Raw genomic sequence first — 17,126 nt, 5'->3', positions numbered from 1 at the left:
GTGACCCTGCGGCCGGCGGACAGAGCGGCCCCGCAGCCGGCGGCCAGCAGAGCCCAGCAGCTGGCGGTGGGCTGATGCGTGACCCGGCGGCGGTGGCGGCCGAGGCCGACGCGACCGGCCAGGCCGCGCTCGTCGACGTTCCGTCCGGTGCCGCCGAAGCCGCGCGGATCGCGGCCTTCCTCTCCGGCGCCCGCGACCTGCTGGCCGGCTACTTCGCGGTGGAGGATCCACGTCGCCTGGAGCCCGCCGAGCGGGAGAGCCTGATCTCCACGATGATCGGCGACGAGTTGCTGCTGCGCGGCTACATCGACCGCCTCGACGTCTCCCCGGCCGGTGACCTCCGGGTCGTCGACTACAAGACCGGCGGTGCACCCCGCCAGGCGTTCGAGGGCCGGGCCCTGTTCCAGCTGAAGTTCTACGCCCTGGTTCTGTGGCGCACCCGCGGCGTGGTTCCCCGGGCGCTGCGGCTGCTCTACCTGAAGGACGCCGAGGCCCTCGACTACAGCCCCGAGGCCGGTGAGCTGGAGCGTTTCGAACGCACCCTGCTCGCCCTCTCCCAGGCGATCGAGCGCGCCAAACGCGACCGCGACTTCCGTCCCAAGCCCAGCCGCCTCTGCGGCTGGTGCAGCCACCAGAGCCTGTGCCCGGAGTTCGGCGGCACCCCACCGCCCTATCCGGAGACCGCCGCGATCACCGACCTCACTTCCGGCGCCGAGCCGGACCGGGTCGCCACCCTGCTCCGGGACGACCCTCTTGGCTGACTCCGCCCACCTCCGCCATCCGCACCCCACCGGCCGATGAAACCGCTCCGGGTGCTTCTCGCCGACGCCGCCCCACTCCAGCGGGCGGGTCTGCGAGCCGTTCTCACCGGGCCGCACGGCGGCGTGGGCACACCGGCATCGCACGGCGAGCCGGTAGGCGTCCCCACACCGGCGTCGCACGGCAGGCCGGCGGGCACGCCCACATCGGCACCGCAAGGCGAGCCGATAGGCGCATCCACACCGGCACCACAGGGCAAGCCGACAAGCGCACCCACACCGGCACAACACGGCAAGCCGACAAGCGCACCCACACCGGCACCACACGGCAAGCCGACAAGCGCACCCACACCGGCACAACACGGCAAGCCGACAAGCGCACCCACACCGGCACAACACGGCAAGCCGACAAGCGCACCCACATCGGCACCACACGGCAAGCCGGTGGACGTGCCCTCACCGGCATCACCCGGCGAGCTGGTGGGCGTCCCCGGGCTGGCGGAGATCGTCGTCGCCGGGGAGACGGGTGACGGGGCCGAGGCGGTCGATCTGGCCCGGCGGTTGCTCCCCGACGTACTGATCGTCGATGTAGCTCTTCCGCGCCTCGACGGGCTGGCCGTGACCAGGGCGGTCACCGAGGCACGGCTGGCGGTCCGGGTTCTGGTCCTGACCGAGCGCGACACCGACGACGAGGTGGTGGCGGCCGTCGCCGCCGGGGCGAGCGGCTATCTCTGCAAGGACACCCCACACGACGAACTGATCGCCGCGGTCCGGGCGGTGGCCGCCGGTGGCGCGGTGATCGCCCCACCGATCCTGGCCCGGGTCCTGACCCGGCTGGCCGGGGCGTTGCCGACGGCCGCGGACGGTTCGGCCGCCGCCCGGCTCGGCCCGCTGACCGGCCGGGAACGCGAGGTGCTGGTGCACGTGGCCCGCGGCCGGTCCAACGCCGAGATCGCGACGATCCTCGGCGTGGGCGAGACGACGGTGAAGACCCACGTCGGCCACGTCCTCACCAAGTTGCGTCTGCGCGACCGCACCCAGGCCGTGGTCCTCGCCTACGAGACGGGCCTGGTCCGCCCCGGCATCTGACCCCCGGCCCGGCCCCGCCCGGCACAGACCGACCCGTCCGGCCCGGCACAAACCGCCCCACCCGGCCCCTGACAGAGCGGCGCGTCGACCCGGCAGCTGACCGGCGCCCGGCCCGGCACAGACCGGCGCGGTTCGACCCGGCACAGACCGACCCACCCGGCCCGGCACACACCGCGCCGCCCGGCCGGCACAGACCGACCCGTCCGGCCCTGGCACAGAGCGGCGCGTCCGGCCTGGCGCAGACCGGGCCGTAGGGTGGGCCGCGGCGTGGAGAGTGGGGTGGCGACGGCTCGGATCAGGTGAGAAGGCCGGCCAGGAAGAGCGGGTCCACGCCGGTCAGTGACGTGCGCAGATGTACGCCGTCGACCGGTTCGAGTTCCAGTTCGGCCGGGACCGCCAGCACCGCCGCCCCGGCCGCCGTGGCGCTGGCCACCCCGCTGGGCGAGTCCTCGATGGCGACGCACGACCCGATCGGCACGCCGAGCAGTTCGGCGGCGGTCCGGTAGGGCTCCGGGTCGGGTTTCGGCCGTTCCACCTCGTCGCCGCAGACGATGACGTCGAAATTCTCGGCACCGAGGGTCTTGAGGGCCACCTCGACGAGCCGCCGCCCGGTGGACGTGACGAGCGCTGTCGGGATGCCGGCGGCCCGCACCGCGAGCAGCAGTTCCATGGCGCCGGGCCGCCACACCAGGCCGTCCGCGAACAGGTCCCGCACCCGCGCGCTGAGCCACGCCACGTCGGGCGCCTCGGGGCGGTCCGGCTGGCCGAGGTCCTCCCGGAAGATCCGCATGCTGTGCGCCATGCTGGTGCCGACCATGGCGAGGCGGGCGGTCTCGGAGAGCCTCCCCCCGGCGTGCACGGCGAGCTCGGCCAGGGCGATGCCCCAGATCCGCTCGCTGTCGACCAGCGTCCCGTCCATGTCGAAGAGCACCGCGGCAGGTTTCACCGGACCATTCTGGGTGGGCCGGGCGCCCGGCGCCGACCGGATGTGACGGAGCCGACCGTCACAGCCCGCAGGCGTTCAGCGAGTTGTTGTAGCCGTTCGCGAACGACTGGAACCGCTGGGCCGGCGACCCGTGCGACCCGGGCGCGAACCACGGCTGATCAGGGTCGTCGCCGACCGCCGCGAGCCCGTCGGACAGTTCCTTGGCGTCGTTCTCCTGCATGCTCAGCGCCTTCTGCCGGACCATGTCGCCGATGAACGCGCCGGACATGCAGTCGGCCTGCAGCTCCTGTTCGATGGTGAACTGTTTGCGGATGCCGAGGCGGTCCTGGATGCCGTGGGCGTACTCGTGGCCGAGCAGGTAGAACACGAACGCGTCACCGATCTGCTGGAACGCGTCGAAGGCCCAGTTCACGTCGTACGCGATGAAGTCGCCGGCCGGGCAGTAGACGGCGTTGTTGAGCGGCAGCGGCTCCCCGCCGCACGCCACCTCGCCCTCCTGCTGGTACGGCACCACCTGGCGCACCGGCTGGAAGGAGCCGCCGAGCCGCTGCGCCCAGTAGCGTTCGGCGACGACCTGGGAGGCCTGCATGTCCTTGGCGAACTCCTCGGGGGTGTCGGTGCCGTCGGGGTCGACCGAGCCGGTGACGTCGACGGTGGGCGCCGGGCCGGTCGGTTCGGGCCCGGGGGTGGGCGTGGTGGTCGGCAGGCAGGCCGCCAGCAGCAGGGCCGCCGAGATCGCGGCGAGAAGGGACATGAGCGGTACCGGTCGAACGCGCATGTGTTCCTCCAGAGCGGGGCGGTGTTTCCACGTTAGACCCGGTCCGCCTCAGGGGCTTCCCTGAGAGTTCCCTGGGTGCCTCCCCGAGGCAAATCTCCCCCTCCTCTACCCCCGCAGGGGGACGCCCGGGAGGTTTTCCGCCGCAACACTGGGCCGGACACGAACGAAACCCACAGGGGGAGACACGGTGGTGGCACCGACGAATGCCGGCGGGCCGGTGGCGGCGCGAGCGGACGCGATCTGGAAGGTGTACGGCTCGGGCGAGGCCCGGGTGGCGGCGCTGCGGGGGGTCAGCGTGGAGTTCGGCAAGGGCCGTTTCACCGCGATCATGGGCCCGTCCGGCAGCGGCAAGTCCACGCTCATGCACTGCCTCGCCGGGCTCGACACGGTGGACGAGGGCACCGTGCACGTCGGCGGCACCGAGATCAGCCGGCTGAACGACAAGGCGCTGACCCGCCTGCGCCGGGACCGGATCGGCTTCATCTTCCAGCAGTTCAATCTGCTGCCGACGTTGAGCGCCGCGGAGAACATCCGGCTGCCGCTGGACATCGCCGGGCGCAAGGCCGATCCGCAGTGGTGGGACACGGTGATCAACACGGTGGGGCTGAGCGACCGGCTCGGTCACCGGCCCAGCCAGCTCTCCGGCGGCCAGCAGCAGCGGGTGGCGTGCGCGCGGGCCCTGATGGGTCGCCCCGACGTGATCTTCGCGGACGAGCCGACCGGCAACCTGGACTCCCGTTCCGGCGCCGAGGTGCTGTCGTTCCTGCGGTCCAGCGTGCGCGAGCACGGCCAGACCATCGTGATGGTCACCCACGACCCGGTGGCGGCGAGCTACGCCGACCGGGTGGTGTTCCTCGCCGACGGCGCGATCGTCGACGAGCTGGCCGGCCCGACCGCGGAGACGGTGCTGGACACCATGAAGAAGCTGGACGGCAAGAGCGACCCGGTGATGCTCTGATGCTGCGCGCCACGCTGAAGAGCCTGCTCGCCCGCAAGTTGCGGCTGGTCCTGTCCGGTCTGGCCGTGCTGCTCGGCGTGATGTTCGTGTCGGGCGCCCTGGTGCTCACCGACACCCTCAACCGCACCTTCGACTCGATCTTCTCCGAGGCCTTCGCCTCGACCGACGTCTCGGTCACCGCGAAACCGCGGGTCGAGGTCTCCGAGATGGAGGGCGAGGAGGTCGCCGCGCCGCTTCCGGCCTCGGTGGTGGAGACCATCAAGACCCAGGAGGGGGTACGGTCGGCGACCGGCCGTGTCGACGCGGACGGGGCACGGGTGATCGCGTCGGACGGCAAGGTGCTCACGTCGTTCGGGCCGCCGCGGATCGGCTCGAACTGGACCGGCACCGACGAGATCATGGAGATGCGCGCCGGCCGCGGCCCGGAGGCCCCCGGCGAGATCGCCATGAACGCGACCACCGCCGAGCTGGCCGGCTTCACCGTCGGTGACCGTGTCTCGGTGCTCACCCAGCAGCCGAAACGGGAGTTCACCCTGGTCGGCGTCTGGGGCTACACCGGCGGACGGGACAGCATCAGCGGTGTCCAGGAGGTCGCCTTCACCACGCCGGTGGCGCAGGAGCTGATGCTCGGCGAGAAGGACGTGTTCACCTCGGTGACCGTCCGCACCGCCGACGGCGTCACGCCGGAGCAGCTGCGCGACCGGATCGCCCCGGTGCTCGGCGCCGGCTACGAGGTGAAGACCGGTGAGCAGCTCGCCGAGGACAACTCCTCGAGCCTCAAGGAGGGCATGGGTTTCTTCAACCAGATCCTGCTGGGCTTCGCCGGCATCGCGCTGTTCGTCGGCATCTTCCTGATCCTCAACACGTTCTCGATCGTGGTGGCCCAGCGGACCCGGGAGCTGGCCCTGCTCCGGGCGATCGGCGCCAGCCGCCGCCAGGTGATCAACTCGGTGCTGGTGGAGGCCGTGGTGGTCGGCGTGATCGCCTCGGTCCTCGGTCTGGCCGCCGGGGTCGGGGCGGGCGCCGGGCTGGGCGCGCTGTTCAGCGGCATGAGCGGCGGCATGGACCTGGCCCCGATCGGGGTGCCGCTGTCCGCGGTGATCAGCTCGTTCACGGTCGGCATCCTGGTGACCGTGGTGGCCGCGGTGCTGCCCGCGCTGCGCGCCTCACGGATCTCGCCGGTCGCCGCGATGCAGGACGTCGCCACCCCGGACCGGCCGCTCACCAAGCTGACCGTGGCCGGCACCGTGGTGACCGCGGCCGGGGCGGCGGCTCTGGGCACCGGGTTGTTCGCCGACTCCGGCGACGCCACGCTGTACCTGATCCTCGGCGGTGTGCTGGTCACCTTCATCGGTGTCGCCCTGCTCACCCCGCTGATCGCGCGGCCGGTGGTGTCCCTGCTGGGCCGGCTGTTCTCCTGGTCGGTGCCGGGGCGGCTGGGCCGGCTCAACTCGGGCCGCAACCCGCGCCGCACCGCGATCACGGCGGCCGCCCTGATGGTCGGCATCGCCCTGGTCACCGGTGTGACCGTGGTGATGGACTCGGCGAAGAGCAGTCTCAAGGCCGAGGCGGCACGGATCCTCAAGGCCCAGATCATGATCAGTGGCGATCAGGGCGGGCCGCGTCCGCCGACGTACGATCCGGCCGTCCTGGACAAGGCCGAGCGGATCCCCGGGGTGCGGGCGGCCGCCGGCCTCTACAACGACCTGGTGGCGGTCGGCGACGACCGGACGTACGTGGCCGCCACCGAGGACCTCTCCCGGATGGCGGAGGCCTACGGCACCACGGCCGCGAAGCTGGGTCCCGGCGAGATCGCGGTGAGCGCGCCGGAGGCCACCGAGCGCGGCTGGCGGACCGGCTCGACCACGACGATCCAGACGGCGAGGGGTGAACCGCGGACGTACACGGTGGTGAACGTCTTCCCCGAGAACGCGCTGCCCGGCAGCATCATCCTGCCCGCCGAGGCGATCAAGGGCTTCGGCATCACCCAGCCGGTCCTCGGGTTCATCCGCCTGGACGACGGTGTCGCGGTGTCGTCGGTGCTGCCGCAGGTGAAGGCCCTGGTCGCGGACAGTCCCGAGGTGACCGCCACCGACCAGCAGACCTTCGTCGACGATCAGGCCGCGGTCTTCGACCAGATCATCACGATGATCCAGATCCTGCTGGGCCTGGCCATCCTGATCGCGGTCCTGGGCGTGGTCAACACCCTGGCCCTGTCCGTCCTGGAACGCACCCGGGAACTGGGCCTGCTCCGCGCCGTCGGCCTGGGCCGTGCCCAGACCATGCGCATGATCACCGTCGAGGCCGTGGTGATCGCCGTCTTCGGCGCCCTCCTCGGCGTGGCGGTCGGCGCCGGCATGGGCAGCGCGGTCGCCCGTGCCCTGGAGAACGACGGCATCACCGAGATCGTCCTCCCCTGGGCCCGCATGGGCACCTACCTGGTCCTGGCCGCCCTGGTCGGCGTCTTCGCCGCCGTCCTCCCGGCGATCCGGGCCGCCCGCCTCAACGTCCTGGGCGCCATCGCCCACGACTGACCCGTCGGTGAACGTCCCGCGCCCACCCGGGCGCACGATCCGGCCCCGGCCCCGTGCCGGGGCCGGCCCGTTCCCGGAACACGGCCGCCCGCCACCCGGACACATCAGCACCCGGGCCCGGCCGGTCACACCCCCGGCCGGCTCCCGGAGTCGTCTCGGACCGGCTGGACCACCGATCTCCGCCCGGCGGCGCCTCGCGGGCGGGACCACGCACGGGGATCGCGGTGCGCTGCGGGACGGGGAGGATGCGGTCGGGGACGGCTTGTTCCGTACCGGGAAGGGTTGGAGGCGGAGGCGTCGCTCGGGGAACGACCCCGTCAGACCTTGCTGGGCAGGCGCCGGTGCAGTTCGGCGAGCAGGACCTCCGGTCCGGGGGACATCAGGCCCACGTCGATGACGTAGGCGAAGTCGCCGCCCCGGCGCCGCACCCGCGGAGGGCCGCCCTTGCCGGGCAGCCGGGTGGCGTAGTCCTCGGCGATCGGCGTGATCACCAGGTCGGTGAACGGGCCACGGCCGTGCAGGGCCACCGCGGCGATCCCGGACCAGGGCAGATGGACCGGCTGCCGCCCGGTGCCGGCGAAGTCGATCCCGTGTACCGAGGTGTGCAGCCAGCCCAGCCGCCGCCAGACGACCAGCATGAGCACAGCCGCCACGGTCGCCGGGACGACGAGGCTGGCCTCGAAGAAGACCACGAGGTCGGACGCCCTCGGGCGATATCCGGTGGCCATCCGGACACCGATCGTGATCAGCAGCAACGGTAGCCAGGCGGCGGCCAGCACCCACAGCGCGGTCACGTAGAACATGCCGCGGGCCTGGATGAAGCTGACGGTGTCGTCGGTCGGCCCGAGCACTTGATCCAGATGATCAGCCATATGCCGATTATGTTCTGATAAATGCTTCGTTTTCGGCGGAATAGGTCCGGGTGGTCAGCCACAGCTTGTAGATGAGCAGCAGCTCGAACGCGGTCAACAGAACCGCCGCGACCACGGTGAACGGCACGACCAGGCCGGTCAGCGGGCCGAGCACGAAGACGAACATCATGAACTCGATGCCGCTGAACACGTGCGCCCGGATCCGGTGCGCCAGCAGGAACCCGCGCACCCGGCCGAACAGCCCGAACCGGGCGCGGAAGTCGCCGTGCACGTCGGCCGGCTCCGGGCCGTCGCCGCGCATCAGCTCCCGGATCTTGCCCATCTGGAGCGCGTTGAGGTAGCGGAACAGATCGAGGAAGATCACCAGCCCGGCCAGCCCGATCCAGAACGGGTCACCGGTGCGCTGCCACTGCCCGCCGAACAGCCCGAGCGCGCAGATCACCACGCGCAGCCGGTCGAAGACGTAGTCCAGCCAGACGCCGAACACCGAGCCGGTCCCGTTCAACCGGGCGATCTTGCCGTCCAGGCAGTCGACCAGGAACGCCACGTGGAACAGCAGCGCCCCGGCGATCAGCCAGCCGGCCCGGAAGCACGCGGCGGCGCCCACCCCGACGCCGAACGCCAGGAGGCTGAGCCGGTTCGGCGTCACCCACCGCCACGGCGCGATCAACCGCACCAGGTGCACCGCCACCGGATCGACGAGCCACACCGTCCACCAGGAGTCCCGCCGCTTGTAGGTGCGCTCCCGGATCTCGTCGACCGTCAATCGGGGGGTCATGCGGGCGACATTACCGCTAGTGAGCAAGGTCGATACAGATCGTCACTCCTGAGGTGCCCGGCGCGGCCATCGGGTACGCACCGCCGCGCGCACGTAGGCTGTTCCCCATGAGTGAGTTCGACGGCCTCCCCATCCTCCGTTCTCCCGTGGCCATCGCCGCCTTCGAGGGCTGGAACGACGCCGCGGACGCTTCCACCGCGGCCGTCGAACACCTCGAGCAGGTGTGGGAGGCGCGCGAGGTCACCAGCATCGACCCGGAGGACTTCTACGACTTCCAGGTGAGCCGCCCGACGATCACGATGGCCGAGGGCGAGACCCGGAAGATCGAGTGGCCGACCACCCGGTTCACGGTGGCCAGCCCGCCCGGCGCGGACCGGGACGTGGTGCTCATCCGGGGCATCGAGCCGAGCATGCGGTGGCGGACGTTCTGCGAGTCGGTGCTGGAGATCTGCCACAGCCTCGAGGTGAACCGGATCGTCCTGCTCGGGGCGCTGCTGGCCGATGTGCCGTACACCCGGCCCCTGCCGATCAGCGGCACCGCCAGCGACCGCGAGACAGCCGAGAAGTACAAGGTCGTCCCCACCCGGTACGACGGCCCGACCGGCATCGTCGGCGTGCTGCAGGAGGCGGCCACCCGCGCCGAGCTGGACGCCCTGTCGTTCTGGGTGCACGTCCCGCACTACGCGAACAACCCGCCCTGCCCGAAGGCCACGCTGTCGCTGCTCAGCCGGATCGAGGACGTCCTCGACCTGCCGGTGCCGATGGCCGACCTGGCCGAGCAGGCCGACGACTGGGAGAAGAAGGTCCGCGCCGCCGCCGAGCAGGACTCCGAACTCGGGGAGTACGTGCGGGAGCTGGAGGAGCGGGTCGGTGACGCCGGGATCCAGCCGCTCACCGGCGACGAGATCGCCAGCGAGTTCGAGAAGTACCTGCGCCGGCGCGGAGGTTCGGCCGGCCCCACCGCCGGATCCTGGTGAGACGCCGACGGCGGGTGACCCCAGCCGGAGTCACCCGCCGTCACGGAAGACCAAAATCAGGACGACTTCTCGTAGGAGAGAACGAGGTCCTGGAAACCACTCCACTCCGCCTGGGTGAAGACCAGCGGCGGTTGCTCGGGATTCTTGCTGTCCCTCAATCTGATGGTGCCATCAATCTGGGCAACCTCGATGCACCCGGAAGTCGCACAGAACGAACTGCGCTGCCACGCCATTGTGGTGTCTTTCATCTCGCACCTTTCTGGACATGTCAGGACCCGTTGTCCTGATCCCTGCCGGGCGCTCGGGCGATACGCGCGCGCAGGTCATAGGCCCGCGCTAGGATGAGTGCCCGGCTCGCATTCTCGTCGAGCGACTGTTTCCAGAAACGCTCGAAGACATCCATGTGGAAATTTACCTCCGGCGCGTCCTCTACCATTTCGTCCCGCGTGTAGGACTCTCTATAGAGAACCGCGTCGTCGGGCGGGTCGCCACCGAGATGGATGACCGCGAATGCACCGAACATGCCCATCACCGCGCCGTCGTCCATGGGCAGCACGCGGACATGCACGTTGGGCCGGGATGCGGAGGCGGCGAGATCATCGAACTGGTCGGCGGTCGTCGACATCCCGCCCACCATCCGCCACAGCGCTGATTCATCGAAGAGCAGGCGGTACTCCGGCGCACCGTCCTGCTCGATCACCCGCCGGCGGCGGTCCAGCCGCACCTCCCGGCGGACCCGGCGCTGATCGGCGCTGAGATTGGCGCCGTACCACGCCAGGGTCGCCTCGGCGGTGGCCGGCGTCTGCAGATGCCCCGGCACCATGGTCGGCTGATACTCCCGGATGGAGGTCGCCGCCATCTCGAACTGCATCAGCTGGAGCAGACCGGACGGGAGGTGGTCGCGGTGCTCGGGGGCGGTCCAGTACCGCTCGCGGCGGGCCGTCCGCGCCTCCTCGACGAGCTCGGCGATCCGGGTCTCGTCGGTCACCTGGTACATGGTGAGAGCGGCGCGCAGATCGGTCGGCGAGACGGTCACCTCGCCCAGCTCGATCCGCTGCACCTTGGACAGCGACCAGCCGAGCTTCTTGGCGACCTCGCTCTGGCTGAGCCCGGTGCGCTCACGGGCCGCGCGCAATGCCAGACGCACCCGCCGCCTGGAGACGGCGGGCAGGTCGTCGCGCGCAGCCGACATTCAGCCTCACCAAACGCTTAAATCGTCGCGAATCGACCGTGACTGCGACCTGGCATTCTGCCGTGTCGCTTACGGCTTGCCGAAGGATACCCCAGCCCTCACCGGGCGACGGAACCACTCAGGGGCGACGAAACTCCAGGCAGCGGACCAGTCCACGGCAGAAGCCGGTGAACTCGCGCTCGTCACGGGAGGAGAAGACCTCGACCACCCGGCCGTGGTAGGTGGCCCGCAGCTGCCACCACCGGCCGGCCCGGGGACGCAGCCAGTACAGCGCGTTGACGGCCAGGACACCCGACACCAGGACCGCCAGCAGCCCGGACGCCGGCCCCACCAGGGGCACCGCGACAACCGCCGCGACCAGCGCGGACACGCCGAGGAACTGCCGGCCGGCACCCTCCGGGCCGGGATCGAAACGCACGATGTGGAGCTCCGTCATCTCGGCCACCAGGAACCGCCGGTGGCTCTCCCTGGAGACCTCGACGATCTGCTCCGTGATGACGGCTCGCGGACCCTTGTAGAAGACCGGCACCTCCCACCCTCCCCTCGGGTTCTCCCCCCGGAGAAGGACCCTCTCCGGGGAGAGAAGGCCGGGGCGGCACTCAGTTGCCGCTGAGTGCCGCCCATCCACCGACCCGTCCTTAACGTGCACTCAGTATGGGGTCCAACCGCCCGTGTCCGCCAGACTCCTGAGAGCCATATAGCTGATAGCCGAATTCACTCATGGTTTCATTCGGCGCGTCGCGTGACGACACCACCACCGCTGCCGCATCCTAGGAACCTAGCTGGAAAGGGGACGGTCATGACCATCAATCCGGGCGCCGCCGAGTTCCCGCATCGGCAGATCGCGGCTCAGCTGCGCGAACGCATCCGTCGCGGTGACTGGCAGCCGGGCGAGCGCCTGCCCTCCATCCCGGCCATGGCGGAGATGTTCGGCGTCGCGAAGCAGACCGTGCAGCGTACCGTCGACCAGCTACGGGTCGAGGGCATCCTGATCACCAAACCCGGCTCCGGCACGTACGTCCGGGGCACCCGCCGCCGCCTGAACCGGCTCTCCCGCGGCCGGTACGGCGCCCACCGCGGCTACCACGCCGACCTGGCCGCCCGCTACCGCCAGCAGCTCACCGCCGTCGGCCGGGAACCCGCCCCGCCCGAGGTGGCCGACGCCTTCGGGGTCCGCGACGGCACCGAGATGCTGGTCCGGCGGCACGTCGTACGCACCGACGACGCGACCGTGGAGGTGGGCGCCTCCTGGTTCCGGGTGACCGACGCCAGCGGCACCACCCTGGAGCGTCCCGAGGCGTTCGGCCGGCCCCTCTACCAGGAGGCCGAGGAGGTGCTGGATCGCAGGTACACGACGGCCACCGACACGATCAGCGCCCGCCAGCCGAGCCGGGAGGAGGCCGAGATCCTCCAGATCCGGCCGGACACCCCGGTGCTCCATCTGCTACATGTCGCCTTCGACGAGACCCGTAAGCCGATCGAGGTGGCGCAGGCGACCTGGCCGGGACCGATGACCACGCTGACCGAGGAGTACCGGATCCCCTCGCCGGCCGCCGACCCCGGCCCCGACCCGGGCCTAGCGCTGGCCTGACAGCAGCTCCGTCACGGTGGCGGCGAACCGGTCCGGCTCCTCCGACATCGGATGGTGGCCGGACTCCGGGAAGACCACGAGGCGCTTGTCCGGCGATCGCAGGGCGGCGTACCAGGTGGCGAACGGCTCCGCCAGACTGCGCATCTCCCGGCCGCCCTGCACGAACCAGGCCGGGATCGCCAGCTCCGGCACGTCCCGGCGCAGGTCGACGTCCTGCAGGTTCGGGTAGAGGGCGTCCCAGGCGTCCAGCATCGTCGTCATCACGTGCGCCTTTCCCAGCGGGGTGTACTCGGGGACGCCCAGGTCCAACGGCGGGCCGGCGATCCCGTACACCTCCGGGGCGTGCAGCTGGAACGGCTCGTGGTCGAAAACGTCCGGCCACGGCGGCGGGCCCTGGGCGGTCAGCCGCTCCACCAGGTCGTCGCGGCCGCCGGACCGGGCCCACGCGAGCATGTCCGCGTACAGGATCCGGTCGCTGTCGCGCAGGCTCACGGCCTGGCCGATACCCAGATAGGCCTGGTAGAGACCGGGCCGCCGGTGCGCGGCCGTGACCGCCGGGATCGAGCCACCCGAATGGGCGGCCAGCACGATCCGGTCCCGGCCGAACCGTCCGCGCAGGTGCTCGGTGACCGCGACGATGTCGGCCACCTCGCTGTCCAGGGTGAGCGGCGCCCCGCTACGGCGTTCCAGGGTGGCCACCACGAAACGCTCCTCCAGAGCGGGCAGGCGCCGCCGCAGCGTGCCGATCATCGACCCGCCCGGCGGGCCGGGCACGAACAGCAGCACCGGCGCCGCCGGGACCCGGCCGCGGATCATCACCCGCAGACCGTCGACCTCGGCCAGTTCGGCGACGCCACCGGGAATCCGCTCGGTCCGCGCCGGCACGGCCACCGCCACGGTGACCAGCGCCAGCCCGGCCGCGGCCAGGCCGAGCGGGATCCGGCGCCGGACGCCGCCGCCCCACGCCGCGCCGGCCGCCATCGGGAACAGCGCCAGCAGCCCGTGCACGCCACGCCCGGTGATCAACACCAGAGAACCCAGCACGCTCGGGTGCGGCGCGTCCACCGAGGGGCCGGTCACGCCGATCCGCGTCAGTTCGAAGGCGATGGCGTACGCGAGAGGCGCGCCCACGATCATCCAGCGGGTCCCGGCCACGCGCCCGGCCAGGACGCCCACCACCAGGCTGATCACGATCGACCAGAGGGCCTGGCCGCCGGTGAGCGGGCCGCGTGGCGTCCACAGGGCGGCGGCCACTCCCCAGGCCACGGGAACGAGGACGGCGAGAGATCTCTTCATGCCCGGCAGCATGGGACCCCGCCGTGTCCACACACACCGGACGGCGGACGGGGTCCGGGCCCTACTTTGGTAGGTGCCGGCGGCCACGCCCGTACCCCTAGGGTTTGCGGCATGCTCCTCGCCCTGCTGGTGCCGGACCCGGCAGCGCCCCGCGCGGCGTCCCGCAACCGCCTCGCCGACGCCGTCGCGATCGTGGCGGCGCTGACCTACGGCCTGGGCATGATGCTGCTCGGTGACGCCACCCGGCCCGGCGCGGCGCTGCCCTGGCCGGCCGACGTGGCGGTGGGGCTGGCCGGCGCGGCCGCGCTCACCCTGCGGCGACGGCATCCGCTCGCGGTGACGGCGGCGCTGCTGCCGTTCGGCGCGGTGTCGGTGACCGCCACCGGGCCGATCACGGTGGCGCTGTTCACCGCCGCGATCCGGCTCCGGCTTCCGGTCCTGGTCGTGCTCGGGGCGGTCAACGTCGGCACCGCCGGGGTCTACTTCGCGCTCCACGACGGCCCGGAGTTCGGCATCTGGGTCGACCTCGTGGTCCGTGGTGTGGTCACCGTGGCGGCGCTCGGCTGGGGGCTGTTCGTGCAGGCGTACCGGCGTCTCACCACCTCCCTGCGCGACCACGCCGCCCGCCTGGAGTCCGAGCAGCGGCTGCGCGAGGACCGGGCCAGACTGACCGAACGCGCCCGGATCGCCCGCGAGATGCACGACGTCCTGGCCCACCGGATGTCGCTGATCAGCCTGCACGCCGGCGCTCTCGAGGTGCGCGGCACGGTGTCGCCGGAGGAGCTCACGCTCGCGGCCGGGGCGATCCGCGGCAGCGCGCACGAGGCCCTCGAGGAGCTGCGGGCCGTGATCGGTGTGCCGAGCGGGCGTCCCGAGCCGCCGCAGCCCGGCCTCGGCGACATGGACGAGCTGGTCGGCGGCGCGCGGGCCGCCGGGATGACCGTCGACTACCGCAACGAGCTGCCCGCGGACATCCCACCGGAGGTCCTCGGCCGCGCCGTCTACCGCATCGTCCAGGAGGGACTGACGAACGCCCGCAAACACGGCACGGAGCCGGCCGCCACGGTGCGCCTGGCGGGTGCCGCCGGTCACGCTCTGCGCGTCACGATCACCAACCCCTTCACCGGTACGCCGTCCGCGCGGCCGCCGGGCGCCGGGCTGGGCCTGGCCGGCATCGCCGAACGCGTGGCCCTGGCCGGCGGCCGCGTCACCCACGGCCCGGTGAACGGCAGCTTCCGCCTGGACGCCTCCCTGCCGTGGCCGGCATGACCCCCGGGCGGCCCATCCGGCTGGTGATCGTCGATGACGACGCGCTGGTCCGGGCCGGGTTGCGGATCCTGGTCGGTGGGTCGCCGGACATCGAGGTGGTGGCCGAGGCCGGCGACGGCGCGGAGGCGGTGACCGCGGCCGGGGCACACTGGCCGGACGTCATCCTGATGGACATCCGGATGCCCCGGGTCGACGGTCTGGTCGCGACCCGCCGGATCCGCGGCCGGCCGAACGCGCCGGAGGTGATCGTGCTGACCACCTTCGACGCCGACGAGTACGTGCTGGAGGCGCTGCGCGGCGGGGCCGCCGGGTTCCTGCTGAAGGACACGCCGCCCCGGGAGATCCTGGCGGCGGTCCGGTCGGTCGCGGCCGGCAGCGCCTCCCTCTCCCCCACGGTGATCCGCCGGCTGATCGACCACGTCGCCGACCCGGAGGCCGGGACCCGCCGGGCCCGCGCCCGGACCCGGCTGGCCGCCCTCACCGACCGGGAACGCGAGGTGGCCGTCCTGGTCGGCCACGGCCGGTCCAACGCCGAGATCGCCACCGAACTGCGGATGAGCGTCCCCACCGTGAAGGGCCACGTGTCCCGCCTCCTGAGCAAGCTGACCCTGAACAACCGCGTCCAGATCGCCCTGCTGGTCCACGACGCCGAACTCCTCTGAAACCCGGCCGGGCGCGCCGCCCCCCGGCGCGCCCGGCCGGGTGGTCAGGCCGGCGTGGGGACGGGCGCCGGATCCGGGCTTGGGGAACGGCCCAGGTCGCGGGCCATCAGGCCGAAGCCGGCCAGGAGCAGCAGGGGCCCGGTGACGCCGATCGGGCCGAGGCCCAGGCCGAGGAAGGCGACGATGCCGGCCACCACCAGGGCGGCCGTCCACCAGCGGGTGGCCCGGCTCACCGCGGCGCCGACCGCCACCGCGATCAGGCCGAGCATGCTGAACACCATGGACGGCAGGGCCCAGCCGAAGGTGAAGGCGGCGAACCCTCCGAGGGTCTCGGCCACCCGGTCGGCGGTCGCGGCGTCCAGCACCTGGCGGGCGGCCAGGTCGGCGCTGTCGCCCAGCATCAGGCCACTGAAGTGGATCAGGGCGAGGACGGTGATCCCGGCCGCCACCCGTGTGAACCGGTTGGCGCGGGACGCCACGGCGAGCACGGCGGGCACGAAGAACACCCACCCGAGGTGCAGGAACAGGGCGCTGATCTGGGTCTGCACCGGCTTGGCCACACTGTCGGCGAGGTCGCCGCTCCCGTCCGGCACCGTGGCCATTCCCAGCGCGAACAGCGCCGGTGCGGCGTACAGGGAGAAGAGGCCGAACCGGCGCCGGAAGGTCCCGAAGCCGTCCCGCTCGGCGGTCGCGGCGGCAGTGGGCCGGACCAGACGCCGGGCCGCCGCGCCGTAGGCGCCGATCAGCACGACCGGGCCGAGCAGGCAGAGCGGCACCGGCGAGATGGCGAACGCCAGGTAGAGGGCGGTGCCGAGCAGGGCGGCGCCGGCCGTCCACCAGTCGATGACCCGGCCGCGGGCGGCGGCGATCGGGGTCAGCACGAGCGACAGTCCCCAGCCGATCAGGCCCGGCCACTGCCAGCCGGCCACCGTGACGCTCAGCGCGAGGAAGCGCTCGTCGACCGCCCGCACCTGCGCGTCCGGGAGGTTCTGCTCCAGGGCGAGCAGGACGAAGTCGTTGGCCATCAGCGCCGAGAACGTGGTCAGGCCGACGATCACGCAGACCCACGCGACGCGGGCCGGCACCGCGCCCCGCTCCCGGATCGGCGTGAGCAGGCCGAGCAGACCGGGTACGAAGAGCACCCACGCCCAGTGCAGCAGGATCGAGTGCGCCTGCACGGCGCCGGGATGCTGCCGGTAGATCCCGTATCCCTGGTCGTCGCCGAGCGCCGGGTCCAACCCGGTCGCCACGGTCAGGGCGATCGGCGCGGCCACCAGGCACGCCGCCGCGGCTTTCCGCCACATGATCGATTCCTCCCCCTCGTCGGTGGTACGGGCGGCAACGTTAGGGACGGCCGGACGCGGGCGTCGCCCCTATTCGGGGTGATCCGAGGTCCCCCTCGAGGGGGACGGCGGCGTCCTCCCGG

The 17,126-nt window shown here is 72.1% G+C and carries 16 protein-coding genes and 1 pseudogene; 8 read left to right on the top strand and 9 right to left on the bottom strand.

Translation table 11 applies throughout. The features are described from left to right. Positions 1-29: 29 nt before the first annotated feature. Both J5X75_RS44935 and J5X75_RS44930 read left to right on the top strand, forming a co-directional pair. A pseudogene (locus tag J5X75_RS44935) lies at positions 30-761 on the top strand (RecB family exonuclease); the annotation flags it as partial. A gap of 447 nt (positions 762-1,208) precedes the next feature. After that, positions 1,209-1,847, top strand: coding sequence for a LuxR C-terminal-related transcriptional regulator (locus tag J5X75_RS44930; protein ID WP_307798112.1), 639 nt, complete (start codon positions 1,209-1,211; stop codon positions 1,845-1,847). A gap of 295 nt (positions 1,848-2,142) precedes the next feature. Here the strand turns inward: J5X75_RS44930 and J5X75_RS35890 are convergent, their stop codons facing one another. Further along, entirely contained in the window at positions 2,143-2,778 is a 636-nt protein-coding gene (locus tag J5X75_RS35890) for an HAD family hydrolase (protein ID WP_208468274.1), read from the bottom strand. Between the two features lie 73 nt (positions 2,779-2,851). Further along, the gene (locus J5X75_RS35885; RefSeq protein ID WP_208468234.1) at positions 2,852-3,571 is read right to left on the bottom strand and encodes a neutral zinc metallopeptidase; all 720 of its coding nucleotides are present in this window, start codon (positions 3,569-3,571) and stop codon (positions 2,852-2,854) included. Positions 3,572-3,761: 190 nt separating this feature from the next. On the opposite strand from J5X75_RS35885, the gene J5X75_RS35880 reads away from it, so the two are divergent. Beyond that, positions 3,762-4,529, top strand: a complete 768-nt coding sequence (locus tag J5X75_RS35880; RefSeq protein ID WP_208468235.1) for an ABC transporter ATP-binding protein — start codon at positions 3,762-3,764, stop codon at positions 4,527-4,529. Then, complete coding sequence (locus J5X75_RS35875; RefSeq protein ID WP_208468236.1) at positions 4,529-7,063, top strand: ABC transporter permease; 2,535 nt, start codon at positions 4,529-4,531, stop codon at positions 7,061-7,063. Before J5X75_RS35880 ends, J5X75_RS35875 begins: the two co-directional genes overlap by 1 nt. 317 nt (positions 7,064-7,380) lie before the next feature. Here the strand turns inward: J5X75_RS35875 and J5X75_RS35870 are convergent, their stop codons facing one another. Further along, positions 7,381-7,935: a hypothetical protein gene (locus tag J5X75_RS35870; RefSeq protein ID WP_208468237.1), complete on the bottom strand. Its 555-nt coding sequence runs from the start codon at positions 7,933-7,935 to the stop codon at positions 7,381-7,383. Positions 7,936-7,942: 7 nt separating this feature from the next. Next, positions 7,943-8,713 (bottom strand): CDP-alcohol phosphatidyltransferase family protein, encoded by a 771-nt coding sequence (locus J5X75_RS35865; RefSeq protein WP_208468238.1) that lies wholly within the window; start codon positions 8,711-8,713, stop codon positions 7,943-7,945. A 107-nt stretch (positions 8,714-8,820) separates the two neighbouring features. Between J5X75_RS35865 and J5X75_RS35860 the strand changes: the two genes are divergently transcribed. Further along, entirely contained in the window at positions 8,821-9,690 is an 870-nt protein-coding gene (locus J5X75_RS35860) for a PAC2 family protein (protein ID WP_208468239.1), read from the top strand. A 56-nt stretch (positions 9,691-9,746) separates the two neighbouring features. Here J5X75_RS35860 and J5X75_RS35855 read toward each other — a convergent pair whose 3' ends face one another. The 3 genes from J5X75_RS35855 to J5X75_RS35845 form a co-directional block, all read right to left on the bottom strand. After that, positions 9,747-9,938, bottom strand: a complete 192-nt coding sequence (locus tag J5X75_RS35855) for a DUF397 domain-containing protein (RefSeq protein WP_208468240.1) — start codon at positions 9,936-9,938, stop codon at positions 9,747-9,749. Positions 9,939-9,958: 20 nt separating this feature from the next. Next, positions 9,959-10,882, bottom strand: a complete 924-nt coding sequence (locus J5X75_RS35850; protein ID WP_208468241.1) for a helix-turn-helix domain-containing protein — start codon at positions 10,880-10,882, stop codon at positions 9,959-9,961. Between the two features lie 118 nt (positions 10,883-11,000). Next, the gene (locus J5X75_RS35845) at positions 11,001-11,411 is read right to left on the bottom strand and encodes a DUF6232 family protein (protein ID WP_208468242.1); all 411 of its coding nucleotides are present in this window, start codon (positions 11,409-11,411) and stop codon (positions 11,001-11,003) included. A 270-nt stretch (positions 11,412-11,681) separates the two neighbouring features. Between J5X75_RS35845 and J5X75_RS35840 the strand changes: the two genes are divergently transcribed. Then, a complete protein-coding gene (locus tag J5X75_RS35840) occupies positions 11,682-12,473 on the top strand; it encodes a GntR family transcriptional regulator (RefSeq protein WP_208468243.1) in 792 nt (263 codons plus the stop codon). Here J5X75_RS35840 and J5X75_RS35835 read toward each other — a convergent pair. Next, complete coding sequence (locus J5X75_RS35835) at positions 12,459-13,769, bottom strand: alpha/beta fold hydrolase (protein ID WP_208468244.1); 1,311 nt, start codon at positions 13,767-13,769, stop codon at positions 12,459-12,461. The two genes, J5X75_RS35840 and J5X75_RS35835, sit on opposite strands and share 15 nt — an antisense overlap. A 111-nt stretch (positions 13,770-13,880) precedes the next feature. On the opposite strand from J5X75_RS35835, the gene J5X75_RS35830 reads away from it, so the two are divergent. Both J5X75_RS35830 and J5X75_RS35825 read left to right on the top strand, forming a co-directional pair. After that, complete coding sequence (locus J5X75_RS35830) at positions 13,881-15,038, top strand: sensor histidine kinase (protein WP_208468245.1); 1,158 nt, start codon at positions 13,881-13,883, stop codon at positions 15,036-15,038. Beyond that, positions 15,035-15,700, top strand: a complete 666-nt coding sequence (locus J5X75_RS35825; RefSeq protein ID WP_208468246.1) for a response regulator transcription factor — start codon at positions 15,035-15,037, stop codon at positions 15,698-15,700. Before J5X75_RS35830 ends, J5X75_RS35825 begins: the two co-directional genes overlap by 4 nt. A 44-nt stretch (positions 15,701-15,744) precedes the next feature. On the opposite strand, the gene J5X75_RS35820 is transcribed toward J5X75_RS35825, so the two are convergent. Continuing rightward, complete coding sequence (locus J5X75_RS35820; RefSeq protein WP_208472083.1) at positions 15,745-17,004, bottom strand: hypothetical protein; 1,260 nt, start codon at positions 17,002-17,004, stop codon at positions 15,745-15,747. Positions 17,005-17,126 lie beyond the last annotated feature (122 nt).

This window comes from Actinoplanes flavus (assembly GCF_017592555.1).
Lineage (GTDB): Bacteria > Actinomycetota > Actinomycetes > Mycobacteriales > Micromonosporaceae > Actinoplanes > Actinoplanes flavus.
Note: the sequence above shows the minus strand (reverse complement) of the source record. Positions and strands in the feature narration are given on the sequence as shown.

Bases quoted from the DNA above. Each gene is read 5' to 3' on its own strand.
- J5X75_RS35820 (WP_208472083.1), bottom strand. From the start codon at position 17,004: ATGTGGCGGAAAGCCGCGGCGGCGTGCCTGGTGGCCGCGCCGATCGCC.
- J5X75_RS35875 (WP_208468236.1), top strand. From the start codon at position 4,529: ATGCTGCGCGCCACGCTGAAGAGCCTGCTCGCCCGCAAGTTGCGGCTG.
- J5X75_RS35855 (WP_208468240.1), bottom strand. From the start codon at position 9,938: ATGAAAGACACCACAATGGCGTGGCAGCGCAGTTCGTTCTGTGCGACT.
- J5X75_RS35840 (WP_208468243.1), top strand. From the start codon at position 11,682: ATGACCATCAATCCGGGCGCCGCCGAGTTCCCGCATCGGCAGATCGCG.
- J5X75_RS35850 (WP_208468241.1), bottom strand. From the start codon at position 10,882: ATGTCGGCTGCGCGCGACGACCTGCCCGCCGTCTCCAGGCGGCGGGTG.
- J5X75_RS35870 (WP_208468237.1), bottom strand. From the start codon at position 7,935: ATGGCTGATCATCTGGATCAAGTGCTCGGGCCGACCGACGACACCGTC.
- J5X75_RS35825 (WP_208468246.1), top strand. From the start codon at position 15,035: ATGACCCCCGGGCGGCCCATCCGGCTGGTGATCGTCGATGACGACGCG.
- J5X75_RS35830 (WP_208468245.1), top strand. From the start codon at position 13,881: ATGCTCCTCGCCCTGCTGGTGCCGGACCCGGCAGCGCCCCGCGCGGCG.
- J5X75_RS35865 (WP_208468238.1), bottom strand. From the start codon at position 8,713: ATGACCCCCCGATTGACGGTCGACGAGATCCGGGAGCGCACCTACAAG.
- J5X75_RS35835 (WP_208468244.1), bottom strand. From the start codon at position 13,769: ATGAAGAGATCTCTCGCCGTCCTCGTTCCCGTGGCCTGGGGAGTGGCC.
- J5X75_RS35860 (WP_208468239.1), top strand. From the start codon at position 8,821: ATGAGTGAGTTCGACGGCCTCCCCATCCTCCGTTCTCCCGTGGCCATC.
- J5X75_RS35885 (WP_208468234.1), bottom strand. From the start codon at position 3,571: ATGCGCGTTCGACCGGTACCGCTCATGTCCCTTCTCGCCGCGATCTCG.